At 72.2% G+C, this 14,647-nt stretch carries 14 protein-coding genes; 4 read left to right on the top strand and 10 right to left on the bottom strand.

Translation table 11 applies throughout. The annotated features are described in order from the left end of the window. Positions 1–159: 159 nt before the first annotated feature. Positions 160–1,275 (top strand): nucleotidyl transferase AbiEii/AbiGii toxin family protein, encoded by a 1,116-nt coding sequence (locus OG948_RS06380; protein WP_406294503.1) that lies wholly within the window; start codon positions 160–162, stop codon positions 1,273–1,275. A 17-nt stretch (positions 1,276–1,292) separates the two neighbouring features. Here OG948_RS06380 and OG948_RS06375 read toward each other — a convergent pair whose 3' ends face one another. Continuing rightward, on the bottom strand, positions 1,293–2,981 hold the full coding sequence (locus OG948_RS06375; RefSeq protein WP_406294502.1) for an AMP-binding protein: 1,689 nt from the start codon (positions 2,979–2,981) through the stop codon (positions 1,293–1,295). 372 nt (positions 2,982–3,353) lie between these two features. Between OG948_RS06375 and OG948_RS06370 the strand changes: the two genes are divergently transcribed. Further along, positions 3,354–4,190 (top strand): LuxR C-terminal-related transcriptional regulator, encoded by an 837-nt coding sequence (locus OG948_RS06370; protein ID WP_406294501.1) that lies wholly within the window; start codon positions 3,354–3,356, stop codon positions 4,188–4,190. A 727-nt stretch (positions 4,191–4,917) separates the two neighbouring features. Here the strand turns inward: OG948_RS06370 and ehuA are convergent. From ehuA to ehuB, 4 genes are all read right to left on the bottom strand, one after another. Then, positions 4,918–5,739, bottom strand: a complete 822-nt coding sequence (gene ehuA / locus OG948_RS06365; RefSeq protein ID WP_406294500.1) for an ectoine/hydroxyectoine ABC transporter ATP-binding protein EhuA — start codon at positions 5,737–5,739, stop codon at positions 4,918–4,920. A gap of 49 nt (positions 5,740–5,788) precedes the next feature. Beyond that, the gene (gene ehuD / locus OG948_RS06360; RefSeq protein ID WP_406294498.1) at positions 5,789–6,451 is read right to left on the bottom strand and encodes an ectoine/hydroxyectoine ABC transporter permease subunit EhuD; all 663 of its coding nucleotides are present in this window, start codon (positions 6,449–6,451) and stop codon (positions 5,789–5,791) included. Beyond that, positions 6,448–7,146: an ectoine/hydroxyectoine ABC transporter permease subunit EhuC gene (gene ehuC / locus OG948_RS06355; protein ID WP_406294497.1), complete on the bottom strand. Its 699-nt coding sequence runs from the start codon at positions 7,144–7,146 to the stop codon at positions 6,448–6,450. The genes ehuD and ehuC overlap by 4 nt, the downstream gene beginning before the upstream one ends. 61 nt (positions 7,147–7,207) lie before the next feature. Continuing rightward, positions 7,208–8,155, bottom strand: coding sequence for an ectoine/hydroxyectoine ABC transporter substrate-binding protein EhuB (gene ehuB, locus OG948_RS06350; protein ID WP_406294496.1), 948 nt, complete (start codon positions 8,153–8,155; stop codon positions 7,208–7,210). 519 nt (positions 8,156–8,674) lie between these two features. On the opposite strand from ehuB, the gene OG948_RS06345 reads away from it, so the two are divergent. Both OG948_RS06345 and mtnC read left to right on the top strand, forming a co-directional pair. Further along, complete coding sequence (locus OG948_RS06345; RefSeq protein ID WP_395873852.1) at positions 8,675–9,256, top strand: 1,2-dihydroxy-3-keto-5-methylthiopentene dioxygenase; 582 nt, start codon at positions 8,675–8,677, stop codon at positions 9,254–9,256. Continuing rightward, the gene (gene mtnC / locus OG948_RS06340; RefSeq protein WP_406294495.1) at positions 9,253–10,002 is read left to right on the top strand and encodes an acireductone synthase; all 750 of its coding nucleotides are present in this window, start codon (positions 9,253–9,255) and stop codon (positions 10,000–10,002) included. Before OG948_RS06345 ends, mtnC begins: the two co-directional genes overlap by 4 nt. 102 nt (positions 10,003–10,104) lie before the next feature. Here the strand turns inward: mtnC and OG948_RS06335 are convergent, their stop codons facing one another. From OG948_RS06335 to OG948_RS06315, 5 genes are read right to left on the bottom strand one after another with little or no spacing between them, the layout of a single operon-like run. Next, complete coding sequence (locus OG948_RS06335; protein WP_406294494.1) at positions 10,105–10,920, bottom strand: ferredoxin reductase; 816 nt, start codon at positions 10,918–10,920, stop codon at positions 10,105–10,107. Then, the gene (locus OG948_RS06330) at positions 10,913–11,527 is read right to left on the bottom strand and encodes a sulfite oxidase-like oxidoreductase (protein WP_406294493.1); all 615 of its coding nucleotides are present in this window, start codon (positions 11,525–11,527) and stop codon (positions 10,913–10,915) included. Before OG948_RS06330 ends, OG948_RS06335 begins: the two co-directional genes overlap by 8 nt. Further along, positions 11,524–12,897, bottom strand: a complete 1,374-nt coding sequence (locus OG948_RS06325; RefSeq protein WP_406294492.1) for an amidohydrolase family protein — start codon at positions 12,895–12,897, stop codon at positions 11,524–11,526. Before OG948_RS06325 ends, OG948_RS06330 begins: the two co-directional genes overlap by 4 nt. Next, positions 12,894–13,682, bottom strand: coding sequence for a nucleoside phosphorylase (locus OG948_RS06320; protein WP_406294490.1), 789 nt, complete (start codon positions 13,680–13,682; stop codon positions 12,894–12,896). The genes OG948_RS06325 and OG948_RS06320 overlap by 4 nt, the downstream gene beginning before the upstream one ends. Further along, positions 13,679–14,647, bottom strand: coding sequence for an ABC transporter permease (locus OG948_RS06315; protein WP_406294489.1), 969 nt, complete (start codon positions 14,645–14,647; stop codon positions 13,679–13,681). The genes OG948_RS06320 and OG948_RS06315 overlap by 4 nt, the downstream gene beginning before the upstream one ends.

Below are 14,647 nucleotides of genomic sequence, written 5' to 3'. Positions count from 1 at the left end.
CTCGCCCGGAAAGTTACCCGAAGGTAACAGCATCGCCCCCGAAACACCCCGAAACGCCACACCAGGCGGCGATCCCCATTGCCCTGGATCTCGCCGACATCGAACGACCCGTCGAAATAATCGAACGCCATGTCCTTCCACCTGTCCGATGATCGGACCGTGACCGCCTCCTCCGTGCCTCCGCGCCGATCCGCTGCCGATGTCCCGCGCGCTTCGCCGGGTTCGCACGCCCGGCGTACCTCGGATACCGACGCGGCTTGGGCCGACTTCCCTCGTGGCCCCTGGTCCGCGGCCGATCGTCTGCCGCACGCCACGCCGAGCGAGGCCGGCCGGGCGCGCCTGGAACTCCCGCGTTCGCTCGTCGTCGTACCCGGCGCCGGTGTCGCGCAGAGTCCCGTGTTCGACCCGGCGCTCACGCACTACACGCGGGCGATGCGTGCCGGTGAACCCCGATTCGAGGACGCGGGGACGGCGGCGCGTTGGCACCGGGCGCGCCGACAGGCCATGGACCATGTACTGGAGGCGGTCGCCGGCTCCCGGTGGGTGGACGATCTCGTGCTGCGCGGCAGCGTGTTGCTGAAGGCGTGGTACGGGTCGGCGGCCCGCGAGCCCGGCGACCTGGACTTCGTGGTCACGCCGAGCGGATGGGGCGCCCGGGACGGCCGGACCGACCGGATGTTCGCCGACATCGCGCGGCGCGCCGAACGGGTATCCCACACCGGCGGCGAACCCGACGTGCGAGTCGTGGCGACCCTCGCGTTGAGCGACGAGATCTGGACCTACGACCGCGTCCCGGGCCGGCGGCTGGTGCTGCCGTGGCGGGCGGACGGCATGCCGTCCGGAACGGTGCAGTTGGACTTCGTGTTCGGTGAACAACTGCCCAGTGCACCCGAGCCGACCGAGATCCCGCGATCGGACGGGAGCGGGACACACCTGCTGCTCGGCGCCACTCCGGAGCAGTCCCTGGCCTGGAAGCTGCTGTGGTTGATCGACGACATCCATCCCCAGGGCAAGGACCTCTACGACGCGGTCCTGCTCGCCGAGAACACGTCGCCGAGCGTGCCCCTGCTGCGGGCGACCTTCGTGGCCTCCGATCCCAGCCACGGAGGCCACCCGTTCACGGCGGACCTGTTCACCCGCGAGGTTGATCTGCGCGAGTTCCGCAAGGAATACCCCGAGTCGGCCGGCGCGGATCCGCAGACACGGTTGCTCCGCGCACTGGCGCCGACATTCGCGGCGGCGAGAGTCGATGCGAACAGGCGATCGATCGGCTGAGTCGAGGACGGGGTTGGTCAGGTGGGTTCGCGGTCGAGGAGTTCGATGGAGCGTTCGCGCATTTCCACCTTGCGGATCTTGCCGGTGACGGTCATCGGGAAGGCGTCGACGAGGTGTACGTAGCGTGGGATCTTGTAGTGGGCCAGGCGGCCGGCGCAGAACTCGCGGAGGTGGGTCGCGGTCGGTTCGGGGGCGCCGGGGCGGAGTTTGATCCAGGCCATGAGTTCCTCGCCGAAGCGTTCGTCGGGCACGCCGACGACCTGGACGTCCTCGATGTCCGGGTGGCCGTACAGGAACTCCTCGATCTCGCGCGGGTACACGTTCTCGCCGCCTCGGATCACCATGTCCTTGATCCGGCCGACGATCGACACGTAGCCGTCCGCGTCCATCGTCGCGAGGTCGCCGGTGTGCATCCAGCCGTCCGCGTCGATCACCTCGGCGGTGCGGTCGGGGTCCTGCCAGTAGCCGAGCATCACCGAGTAGCCGCGGGTACAGAACTCGCCGGGGGCGCCCTCCGGGACGGTCGCGCCGGTGGTCGGGTCGACCACCTTGATCTCCAGATGCGGGTGCACCCGGCCGACCGTGCCCACGCGGCGCTCCAGCGAGTCGTCACGGCGGGTCTGGGTGGACACCGGTGAGGTCTCGGTCATGCCGTAACAGATGGTCACCTCGGTCATGCCCATCCGGTCGATCACCCGCCGCATCACCTCGACCGGGCACGGTGAGCCCGCCATCACGCCGGTGCGCAGCGTGGAGAGGTCGTACTTGCCCGCCTCGAAGTCGGGCAGGGCGAGCTCGGCGATGAACATGGTCGGCACGCCGTACAGGACCGTGCAGCGTTCCTCGTGCACGGCGCGCAACGTGGCGGCCGGGTCGAACAGCGCGGCCGGGACGACCATGCACGCGCCGTGGCTGGTCGCGCCGAGGTTGCCCATCACCATGCCGAAGCAGTGGTAGAAGGGCACCGGCAGGCACACCCGGTCGTCGGCCGTCCAGCCCTGGATCTCGGCGACCAGGAAGCCGTTGCCCAGGATGTTGCGGTGGGAGAGCGTGGCGCCCTTGGGGAAGCCGGTGGTGCCCGAGGTGTACTGGATGTTGATCGCGTCCTCGGGGCGCAGCGTGGCCTCGCGGGCGCGCAACCGGTCGATCGAGACGGTGGCGCCCTCGGCGACCAGGGCGGGCCAGTCCGGGGTGTCGATGTGCACGACGCGTTCCAGGTCGGGACAGGCGGCGCGGACCTCGGTGACCATCGCCGGATAGTCGCTGGTCTTCACGCGCGACGCGGCGACCAGCAGCCTGGTGCCGGATTGAGCCAGCGCGTACTCGATCTCGTGCGCACGGTAGGCCGGGTTGAGGTTGACCAGGATCGCGCCGACCCGGGCGGAGGCGTACTGCACCAGGGTCCACTCGGCGCAGTTGGGCGACCAGATGCCGATGCGGTCGCCGGCCTCGATCCCGACGCCGATCAGCGCGCGGGCGAGGTCGTCGACGGCCGCGTCGAACTCCGCGTACGTCCAGCGCCGGCCGCTCGCGCACTCGACGAGGGCGTCGTGGTCGGGGTAGGTGGCGGCGATCCGGGCCAGGTTGGCGCCGACGGTCTCGTGCGGGAGCGGCGGCGTGCGCTCGCCCTGGCGGGTGGCGAGGCGGGTGTCGGCCGGCGGGTCGTCCGGGGACTGCGGGGGTGGGGGCGGCGCGGGAACGGTCATCGCGGGTCACCTGCCTGGTCGGGATGCGGGGGGTGCCGTGGGCGCGAGGGTGGGGCGGTGGTGGGGCGGTGGTGCTGTGGTGCCGTGGGCGCGAGGCGGGGTGGTGGTGCTCTGGTGCCGTGGGCCCGGGGTGGTGCGGGGGGTGCCGTCGGCGTGGGGTGGTGCGGGGTGCTGTGGGCGTGGGGCGGTGCTGTCGCGAAGGTAGGTGGGAGGGGGTGGGGGCGGCGAGCGGAGTACCCCCGAATGGGGGTGATGTGGGGGTGGGGGCGGGAGTACGTTGCCCTTGCGTGGGCGTGGGGCGCCGGTGGTGGGTGCCGGTGGTGGGGCGCCGAGGTCGGGCGGAACGTCCGTGGCGGGATATATGGAGGAGCCGTGAGCGGATACGCGGGGTCGGTCGGTGATCCGGTGGGTCGGGCCGTCGAGCGGTTTCGGGCGCGGACCGGGGTGGACGTCGCGTTCGCCGGGCCGTGTCCCGATGCGGGGGATCGGCTGGTGATCTCGTATCTGAGCGGAACCTCGACGCGCGTGTTGTCGGGACTGACGGTGGTGGCGGGGACCGGCGTGGGCGGCAAGGCGATCACCACGCGGCGGCCGGTCCGGGTGGTCGACTACGTCGCGGCATCGGCGATCAGCCACGAGTACGACCGGGCGGTCACCACGGAGGGGGTGCGCGCGGTGTTCGCGGTGCCGGTGCTCGCGGGGCGCGGGGTGGCGGCGGTGCTGTACGGGGCGCTGCGGCGGCCGTCCGACTTCGGGGACGGGATCCTGACGTCGGCCTGCGACGCGGCGCGGGACGCCGGGCACGAGATCGCGGTGGCCCGCGAGGTCGAGCAACGCATGGCGCGGGCGGCGGAGTTGCCGGGGTGGGCGGCGTTGGAGATCCGGTTGGCGCACGCCGATCTGCTGGCGCTGGCGGGGGTCGCGAGCGATCCGGGGCTGGGGGAGCGGTTGCGGGAGGTGTGCGGGAGGCTGGCGCGGACGGCCGCGAGTGCGTCCGGTGGAGCGGCGCGGGGAGTGCGGCTGACGCCTCGTGAGACGGATGTGCTGGCTCAGGTCGCGGTGGGGCGGACCAACGCGGAGGTGGCGCGGGCGCTGGTGCTGGGGCCGGAGACGGTGAAGAGTTATCTGCGGTCGGCGATGCGGAAGTTGGGGGCGCACAACCGCGTCGAAGCGGTGGTTGCGGCGCGCGCGGGGGGCTTCTTGCCGTAGCCCGGGGGTGGTTGGCCCCGATGCGCACGTGGGCTCCGGCGTGGTTGTCCTCAAACGCCGGACGGGCTGGATGGGTTGGGTGGACTTTCGGGGGTTCGCTGCGGTTCGTGTGCGCGTGCGCTCGTGCGCTGTGTGGGTCGGTTGTGGAGGCCGGCCTTCGGCCCGGTTGTCCTCAAGCGCCGGACGGGCTGGATTGGTTGGGTGGGCGTTTGAGGCGTGGCTGCGGTTCGTGCGTGCGCTGTGCGTGCGTCGCTGGTGGAGGCCGGCCTCCGGCCTGGTTGTCCTCAAACGCCGGACGGGCTGGATGGGTCGCGCTCGCTTGCTGCTCGCCGCGACGGCTCGCCCGCCGCCGCGCCCCCTGCCGCGCCGGCCCTCGCCCGCTGTGCCGCCTCGCCCGCTGCGCCGGCCGGCCCGCCGTGCCGACTCACCTGCCGTGCCGACTCACCTGCCGTGCGGCCCGCCCGCCGTGCGGCCCGCCGTGCCGCGCCGCTTGCCGTGCCTGGCCGCCCGCCGTGCCGGCCCGCCTGCCGTGCCGCTTGCCGTGCCGGCCCTCGTCCGTTGCGCCGCCTCCCCGCCGTGCCGGCCCACCCGCCGCGCCGCTTGCCGTGCCGGCCCTCGTCCGTTGCGCCGCCTCCCCGCTGCGGCGGCCCGCCTGCCGCGCCGAGCTTGTCCGCTGCGCTGCTCCGCCCGCCGTGCTGGGGCGCTCGTGGTTTGGTTGGGGTGGGGGTCAGGATTCGGTGAGGATTGATTTGAGGAAGCGTTGGGTGCGGGGGTGGGTGGGGGTGGTGAGGAGGGACTCCGGGTGTCCGGATTCGATGATTTGGCCGTTGCAGAACATCAGGACTCGGTCGGAGACGTCGCGGGCGAAGCGCATGGCGTGGGTGACGCACAGCATGGTGACGTCGGTGGTGTGGGCCACCTCGCGCAGGACGTCCAAGACCTCGGCGGCGAGTTCGGGGTCGAGTGCGGAGGTGACCTCGTCGAGCAGGAGGATGTCCGGCTCGACCGCCAACGCCCGTGCGATCGCCACCCGTTGTTGCTGGCCGCCGGAGAGTTGGGCCGGATAGGCGGACAACTTGTCGCGCAGGCCGACCAGTTCGAGCAGGTCGGCGGCGCGGGCCTCGGCCTCCTCCTTCGGGACGCCGTGCACCCGGATCGGCGCCTCGGTGACGTTGCGCAGCACCCGCATGTTCGGGAACAGGTTGAACTGTTGGAAGACCATGGTGATCCGACTGCGCATGGCCCGGATGTGCCGCTCCGAGGCGGGCACCAGGCCACCCTCGCGGCGTTTGTGGAACAGCGGTTCGCCGCCCACCTCGATCACGCCGGTGTCCGGCCGGGCCAGCGTCATCAACATCCGCAGGATGGTGGTCTTGCCGGAACCGCTGGGCCCGATCAGGGTGACCCGCTCGCCGGCGCGCACGCCGAACGACAGGTCGTCGAGCACCACGTTGTCGCCGAAGCGCTTGCCGACCCCCTCGAAGGTGATCAGGTCGGTGGGCGGTACCGGGTCCGTGGAGGGCGTCGGCGGGGTCTGGGTCTGGGTCATCGTGTGTTCCTCCAACGTCGAGCCGGGTGGTCCGTGCGGGCGTGCGGCGTCAGGTCGAGCGCACTCGCCCGAACCGCCGCTCGACCAGCCGCAACAGCGCGGACATCACCAGCGTGACGACGAGATAGAAGACGCCGGCGACGGTGAACGGCTCCAGCGTGCGGAAGGTCTCCGCGTTGAGTTCCCGGGCGGTGGAGAACACCTCCACCACGGTGATCGCGATCAACTGCGGCGTGTCCTTGAACATCGAGAGCAGGTAGTTGCCCAACGCGGGCAACACCCGCGGCACCGCCTGCGGCAGGATCACCGACGTCCACACCCGCCGGCGCGGCAGGTGGAGTGCGACGGCCGCCTCCCACTGGCCGACCGGCACGCCCTCGATGCCCGCGCGGTACACCTCGGACACGTAGGTCGCGTAGTGGATGCCCAGGGTCAACGCGCCCACGGTCAGCGGCGCCCAGTCGATCCCGATCGTGGGCAGCACGTAGAACATGAAGAACAACTGCACCAACAGCGGCGTACAGCGGATCAGTTCGCAGATCAGCGCGACCGGTACGGATACCCAACGGGTGGGGCTGCGCCGCAACAGCGCGAACACCAGGCCCAGTACGAGCGCCAACACGTAGCCGTACAGGGTGGCCTGGAGCGCGACCAGCATGCCGGACCACAGATCCGGGACGATGTCCCACGCGTAGTCCCAATCCCAACTCATCGGGCCACCTCCGCGCGCCGCAGCAGTCGTTGCAGCGGTCCGGGCTCCGGTGTTCGGCCGAGCGAGCGCACGGCGCGCCGTTCCAGCGCGCGGATCAGCGTGATCAGTACCAGGGCGATCAGCGCGTAGCCGAACAGCAGGCCGGTGAACACCAGGGTGGTCTCACCCGAGGACATCCGGATGAGCTGGGCGTTGAAGGTCAGGTCCGGGATCGACACGATGGACACCACAGCGGACATCTTGAGCAACTCGATCAGGTTGTTGCCCAGCGGCGGGAGCATGGCCCGGTAGGCCTGGGGCAGCAGCACCCGTGCGATCCGCTGGGTGCGGGTGAAGTTGAGGGCGATCGCGGCCTCGATCTGTGCGGCCGGCACCGCCCGGATCGCGCCGCGCACCACCTCGGCGGCATACGCGCCGATGTTCAGGCCGAGCGCCAGCATGCCGGCCCACATCGGGTTCAACTGCCAACCCAGGGCCGGGACCACGAAGACGAACCAGAAGGCCAGCACCAGGGTCGGCAGGCCGCGGAAGATCTCCACGTAGCATGCCCCGATCCACCGGGGCAGCCGATGCTCGCTGCATCGGGCCAGCCCGGCGGCCAGCGCCAGGGCCAGGCCGAGCGCCCCGCCACCCAAGGTGAGGTAGACGGTGTTCAGCGCACCGTGGAGCAACAGTTCGAGTTGCCCGGACGTCATCCGGCGACCTCCATTCGGGGACGGGCGGGTGGCCTGCGCAGGTCGGCGCGGTTGCCGTCGCTCATGTCGCACACACCCGCTGTGCGGTCAGCTCCGGGGCCGGTACATCGGCTTCGGTGAAGCCGAATGGCCTTTGCATGCGCAGGAGTTCGCCGCTGTCTCGAAGCGTGTGCAGTTCCCGGTTGAAGGCCGCGACGAAGTCCGTCTGATCGGGCGTCACCGCGAACGCGCCCGCGGCCGCCGTGATCGGTCGGCCGTCGACGACCGGCCGATACGGAGCGGTGACCTCCAGGTCGGCGTGTGCCCGTTGGCGCAGGCCCCAGTTCAGCGAGATCGAGGTGAGCGCGACCGCGTCCACCCGGCCGCCGATCATCCCGTCGAAGGCGCTCGGCTGGTCGGCGAACCGGGTGATCCGGGCGCCGGGTACGCCGCTTCGCTCGGCCACGTCCGCCTCGACCGCACCGAGCAGGACGCCCAGCCGCACGTTCGAGTTCGCGGCCACATCGGCCATGGTGGCCAGCCGTCGCGGGTTGCCCTTCGGCACCAGGAAGGCCTCGGCGGCATCGAACTCGGGGTCGGTGAACAACACTTGCGCGCACCGCGTGGGAGTGATGGACATTCCGGCGCCGACGATGTCGAACAGGCCCGCACGCAGACCCGGGATCAACGCACCGAAGTCGGAGGGCACCGGTTCGATCCGGCGCACGCCCAGGCGATCGAAGACCGCATCGGCCACCTCGGCTGCCTCGCCCGTGAGTTCGGCGTCCTTGTCGAGGAAGCTGTAGGGCGCCTCGTTGGCGAAGCCGATGCGTACCGAACCGCGCTCGCGCAGCCGGTGCAGCAACGTACCGCCGTCCGGTTCGTCGTTCAGGTCCACCCGGCTGCAGCCGGTGGTCGCGGCGGCGGTGCCGGCCGCGGCCACCGCCAGGCCGACGGCGCCGGCGCCGCGCAGCAGGCCGCGCCGGGATATTCCGGGACCGGGTCGGGGTCTCGCATCGGCGGCACGCAAACGCGGTCAGCTCCTTCCGCAGGGGACAGGTCACGCCCCGCCGCGGCCGTCGACCGAAGTTGTCGAGCCCCGGCCCCCGAAAGCCGTCGGCGCGAATGCCCCAGAACGGTCGGGAGTCGGCGCCCGGAAGCTGTCGGGACCCGGTGGTGCGAAGTGGCGACCCTAGGCCGATCCGGAAGCGGTCGACAAAGAGCCCGAGCAAACCCGAATGCCCGATTCGTGATCTCCCCGTAGCCTCGGACGTCGATTGTCACGAATCGATAACGACTGGTGTCCGACTTGCCGGATACCCGAGGTGGCAGGCGTGCTCGACGCGGTCGGCGACCGATCGCGTTCGTTATTCGGACGTGACGCCCGCCCGGGCCGGCGACGCCGTCTCGGAGGGTGACCGCGCTCTCGGTCGGAACGGGTCGAGACGGTAGTTTTGGGATCGGTCCACGATCGCCTCCGCGACCGATCGCGAACGGGGACCGATCGCTCGGGGAGTCCGCCCCGATTCAGTAGCCAAGGAGGGACGCCATGTCCTTGCTGACCGTCTGGCCCGAGACCGACGCCGCCGCGCCGATTCTGCGTACCTCTGACCCGGCCGAGATCGCGCGTGCCCTGGAGCCGATCGGCGTGCGCTTCGAGCGCTGGACAGCCGATGTCGCGTTGCCCGACGGCGCGACCCAGGACGAGGTGATCGCGGCGTACCGGACCGAGGTGGACCGGATCACCGCCGCCGAGGGCTACATCCAGGTCGACGTGATCCGCCTCCAGCCCTCGGACGACCCGGAGTGGCCGGCCAAGGCCGCCGGGGCGCGTGCCAAGTTCCTCACCGAGCACACGCACGACGACGACGAGGTGCGCTTCTTCGTCGAGGGTGCGGGCATCTTCTACCTGCACATCGCCGGTCGGGTGCACGCCGTGCTGTGCGAGGCGGGCGACCTGCTCTCGGTGCCCAAGGGCATCACCCACTGGTTCGACATGGGCGTCGAGCCCTCGGTCGCCGCGATCCGGTTCTTCCACGACGAGGACGGCTGGATCGGCGACTTCACCGGCGACCCGATCTCCTCCCGCTTCCCGGACTTCGACGAGATCTGGGCGGGGTACGCGGCGTGAGCGACGGCACCACCACCGCCCCGCTGAAGGTCGTCGTCGACATCGAGGGCACCACCAGCGCCACCGGCTTCATCACCGAGCAGCTCTACCCGTACTCCCGCACGCACTTCGCGCGTTGGCTCGACGAACACGGCGACCACCCGGACGTCGTGCGCGCGGCCGAGGGCGTGCGGGCGCTGATCGGCGAACCGGACGCGGACACCAAGCGCATCGTCGAAGCGCTCGAAGGCTGGCTGGACCGGGACGAGAAGGTCACCCCGCTCAAGTCCCTCCAGGGCCTGATCTGGGCCGAGGGCTTCGCGTCCGGCGAACTGACCTCGCACTTCTACCCGGACGCCATCCCGGCGCTGCGCGCGTGGCACGCGGCGGGGCACCGGTTGTACATCTTCTCGTCCGGCTCGGTCGCCGCGCAGCGCGCGTGGTTCGGCAGTTCGCCGGAGGGTTCGTTGTTGCCGCTGTTCTCCGGTCACTTCGACACCGAGAACGCGGGCCCCAAGCGGGTGGCCGAGTCCTACCGCACGATCGCGGAGATGATCGGCGAACCGCGAGCAGAGCGGCTGGTCTTCCTGTCCGACCTGGTCGAGGAACTGGACGCGGCGCGCGAGGCGGGCTGGTGGACGATCGGCGTACGCCGTCCCGACGCGGACGAGCCGTACTACGACCGAGGCGTCGGCGACCACCCGGAGACGGCGACGTTCGCGCGCCTGGATCTGACCGGCGACCGCCCGATCCTGCGCGAGGTCTGAGCCCGCACGCGCGTGAGCCGGTGACGAAACGCGCCCGGTGACCGAGCGCGGCCGAAGACCAAACGCGGCCGGTGGTACGGCGGTTCGTACCACCGGCCGCGCTCAGCCGAAGCGCTCCACCCGAATGCGCGTGGTCGGCACCCCCGCCGCGGTGAGCAACCGGCCCGCGTGCTCGGCGAAGCCGGTCGAGCCGCACACGAACACCTCGTAGCGCTCGTCCGCGAGCACCGCCGCCACGTGCGGCGCGAGCGTCTCCGCGCGCAACCGGCCCACCGGATGCGGATACCCGCTCGGCGCCGCGCGGCTGTACAGCACGGTGTGCTCCTCGCCCGGCAGCTCGGCCAACTCGCGTGCGTACAACAGGTCTTCCGGGGTGCGCGCACACGCCACCAGGCGCAGTGGCACGGCGAGCCCGCGCCGTCGGCGGTGGCGGACCATGGCCATCAGCGGGACCAGGCCGGAACCGCCGGCCACGAGCAGCGCCGGCCGATCGCCCGCCCACGCGAAGAACCCGCCGAGCGGGCCGCGTACCTCCAGCAGGTCCCCGGGCCGGGCCACGTCGTGCACGAAGCCGGACACCTCGCCGCCCGGCATGCGGTCGACGGTGAACTCGATGTGCCCGGTGTCGTCCGGCGCCGAGCCGACCGAGTAGTGGCGTTGCGCGGTGTACCCGTCCGCGGCGGTGAGCCGCAACATGTAGTGCTGGCCCGCGACATGCGCGTTCCACACCGGCAGCGCGAGTCGTACGGTGACCGCGTTGGGGGTCTCGCGGCGCACCTCGACCACCGTCGCGGCCTGCCAGTCCACCTTCCCGCGCAGACTCGGCGCGGCCCGACCGGGCGCGGCGAAGGCCGGAATCGGCGGCGCGCCGGGCGCGTTCGCCCCGCCCGCCTCGGTCACCGCGGTCGCCTCAGTCACCCGAGTACCTTTCCTCCGCCCACGGGTCGCCGCGGTGGTGATAGCCGTTGACCTCCCAGAAGCCCGGCTCGTCGTGGTCGAGCAGGCGCAGGCCCGCGATCCACTTGACGCTCTTCCAGAAGTACAGGTGCGGCACCAGCAGTCGGGCCGGCCCGCCGTGTGCCGGGGTCAGCGGGGCGCCCTCGAAGTCGAACGCGATCCAGGCCCGGCCGCCGGTCAGGTCGGCGAGCGCGAGGTTGGTGGTGTAGCCCGTGTGCGAGTAGGCCACCGCGTGGGTGGCCGTCGCCAGGGGGCCGGCCTCGGCCAGGAACGTGTCCAGCGAGACGCCGGTGAAGTCGGTGCTCAGCTTGGACCAGGACGTGACGCAGTGGATCGGCCCGTCGTAGCTCTCGCGGGGCAGCGCGCGGGCCTGCTCCCAACTCCACGCGCGCGGCCGCTCGACCAGGCCGTCGATCCGGAACGACCAGTCGGCCGGCGCCAGTTCGGGGGTGACCTCGGCGGAGAGCACGGGGAAGTCGTGGCGCGCGTCGTACTGACCCGGCGGCAGTCTCGGGTCGCGTTCGGCGGCGGTGTGCCGGCCGACGAAGCCGCGCGTGGTGGAACTCATGGCGCGACCTCCGATGCTCGCGTCGGTGGGGTGTCGTTCATCTCGGGATCCCGATTCGGTCGACCGGACGGGTTCGGCAGCGTGGCGGCGAGCGCGTTCAGCTCCTCGATCGCGGCGCCCTCGTCGATCGTAAGCAGTCGACGATCGCGCATGACGATCCGGCCGTCGATCACGGTGTCCCGTACGTCGGCGGGCCCGGCCGCGTAGGCGAGCATCGACCACGGGTCGTGTCGGGGCGTCAGGTGCGGCCGGTTCAGGTCCAGGACGACCAGGTCTGCGGCCTTGCCGAGCTCGATCGACCCGGTCAGCGCGCCGATCCCGATCGCCCGCGCGCCGTCGACGGTGGCCATCCGCACCGAGGCGCGCGCCCCGATCAGGGTCGGGTCGGGCGCCGCGCCGGGGGTGACCCGGTGCAGCGTCGCGGCGGCGCGGATCGGGCCGAACAGGTCGAGCGCGTTGGCGCTGACCGCGCCGTCGGTGCCCAGGCCCACCGGCACGCCGGCGGCCAGCAGTTCGGGCAGCGGGGCCACCCCTGAGGCGAGCTTGAGATTGGACACCGGGCAGTGCGCGACGCCCGCGCCGGACGCCGCGATCAGCGCGATCTCCTCGTCGGTGAGGCAGACCGCGTGCGCCAGCAGGGTGCCCGGCCGGAGCAGCCCGAGGTCGTGCAGGAGCTCCACCGGGCGGCGGCCGTACCGAGCGCGCACGCTCGCCACCTCGACCGCGTTCTCGGCGGCGTGGATGTGCAGCAGCGCGTCGTGCTCGCGGGCCAGTTCGGCCACCGCGAGCAACTGCTCCGGGGCCAGCGTGTACGCGCTGTGCGGGGTCACGCAGCGGGTGGTCGAGCGGCCCAGCGACGCGGGCGCGAGCCGCAGGCGCGCGGCGAAGTCGAGACCGTCCGGCGGTCCGGGCACGTCCATGAAGGTCGGCCCGGTGACCAGCCGAAAGCCCGCCTCGGCGGCGGCCGCGAGCCCCGCCTCGGGGAACCAGTACATGTCCATCGCGGTGGTCACCCCCGCCCGGATCGACTCGGCCAGCGCCAGCCGGACCGCGATCCGCACCACCTCGGCGGTCAGCACCGCGCTCTCGGCGGCCACCAACCGCTCCAGGAACACCTGGAGGTCGACGTCGTCGGCCCGGCCCCGGAACAGGGTCATCGCCGAGTGCGCGTGCGCGTTGACCATCCCGGGCATCACCAGACAGCCGCGCGCGTCCAGGGTCGGCGCGGCGCGATACCGTGCGCCCAGCTCGCTCGCGGTGCCCATCGCGACGATCCGGCCGCCCTCGATCGCCACCGCGCCGTCGGGTATGTACGTGTCGGCGGCGTCGGCGGTGAGCACCGCGCCGCCGGTGACGAGCAGGTCGGTCACGCCCGGTCCGCCGCCTCGCCCGCCTCGTCCAGGGCCAGTCGGTACAGCGCGTCCAGCGCCACCACGACGCCGCGCTCGACGCCCTCGGCGACCACCCGGCGGTGCGGGTCGTAGGTCGAGCCGCCGGACTCGTCGACCAGGTCGTCGGCCGCGATGCCGTCCACGACCAGCACGCCGCCGGCCCGGTGTCCGCCCAGCGCGGCGAACACGAGCAGCGCGGACAGTTCCATCTCGATGGCCAGCACGCCGGCCGCCTGGTACGGCTTCATCGGCAGTTCGAGCACCCCCGGCATGAACGCGGCCCGGGTCCACACGACGCCTCGGTGGTGCGGCGCGCCGTGCTCGCGGGCCGCGCCGTGCAGCGCGAGCACCACCTCGGGGGTGGAGAAGGCCGGGAACTCGGCCGGCACCAACTGCTGGGTCACGCCGTCGTCGCGGACCGCGCCGGTGGCCACCACCAGGTCGCCGTCGCCCACACCGCGCGCCATCGCGCCCGCCGTGCCGAGCCGGATGAAGGTGCGTACGCCGGCCTCGGCCAGCTCGCCGAACAGGCACACCGCGCCCGGACCGCCCACGCCGTGCGAGGACACCACGACCGGTACGCCGCGCCAACCGCCCGCGTAGCTGACGTACTCGCGGTTGGCGCCGATCTGCCGCGCGTCGTCCAGTCGCTCGGCGACCAGTGCGGCGCGGGCGGGGTCGCCGACGACCAGCGCGTGGGCGGGCAGGCCGCTGCTGGGGATCTTGGTGATCGGCAGTACGGCCGGACGAGTGGTGCTGCTCATGTGGACGGCTCCGAGGTGGTGCGGGCGAGGCGGCGGGGACGAGGGATGCGGCCGGTGAGCCGGCCGGGCGGTGCGGTGCCGCGCCTGGTGCGCGAGCGGGTGGCCAGGAACAGCGCGACCAGCGTCATCACGTACGGCGCGGCATCGGCGGCCTGCTGGGGCATGCCCTCGCCCTGGAGCCGGAAACCGACCGCCTCGACCAGGCCGAACAGGATGCCGGCGAGCAGGACGCCGACCGGGAGCGCACGGCCGAGCATCACCGCGACCACCGCGATCCAGCCGCGGCCGGCGGTCATGTTCTCGGAGAACAGGGTCACGTTGCCCAGCGCGAGCTGCGCGCCGGCGAGCCCGCACAACGCGCCGGAGGTCAGGATCGCCGCGTAGCGGTAGCGCGCGACGCCGACGCCCAGCGACTGGGCGGCCTCCGGCGCCTCGCCGACGCCGCGCAGCCGGACGCCCCACGGGTGCCGGGACAGCAGTACGGCGATCACCACCACCGCGACCCAGGACAGGTACACCAGGGGCGAGTGGCCGGACAGCGCGCGGCCCAGGAAGGGCACCGACTCCAGTCCGGGGATGTCCACCGGTTGCAGGCCCTTGAGGTCGGGGTCGCCGAAGGTGCCCTGCTTGCCGAAGACGGTGCGCAGCAGGAAGCCGGTCAGGCCGACGGCGAGCAGGTTCAGCGCGATGCACAACACGACCGCGTCCGCGCCCAGGGTGACCGCGCCGATCGCGAGCAGCAGCGAGAAGACCATCGCGGCGAGCACCGCCGAGATCACGCCCACCCACACGCTGCCGCCGAACCAGCTACCGGTGACGGCCGCGAAGCAGCCGATCAGCATGGTGCCTTCCAGGGACACGTTGAACACGCCGGCGCGTTCGCACAGCGCGCCGCCGAGGGCGGCGAACAGGATCGGGGTGAGCGCGCGCAGGGCGGAGAAGATCAGTTCCGCGTCGAAGGACAT

It is taken from the genome of Embleya sp. NBC_00888, from assembly GCF_045207655.1.
Classification (GTDB): Bacteria; Actinomycetota; Actinomycetes; order Streptomycetales; family Streptomycetaceae; genus Embleya.
Note: the sequence above shows the minus strand (reverse complement) of the source record. Positions and strands in the feature narration are given on the sequence as shown.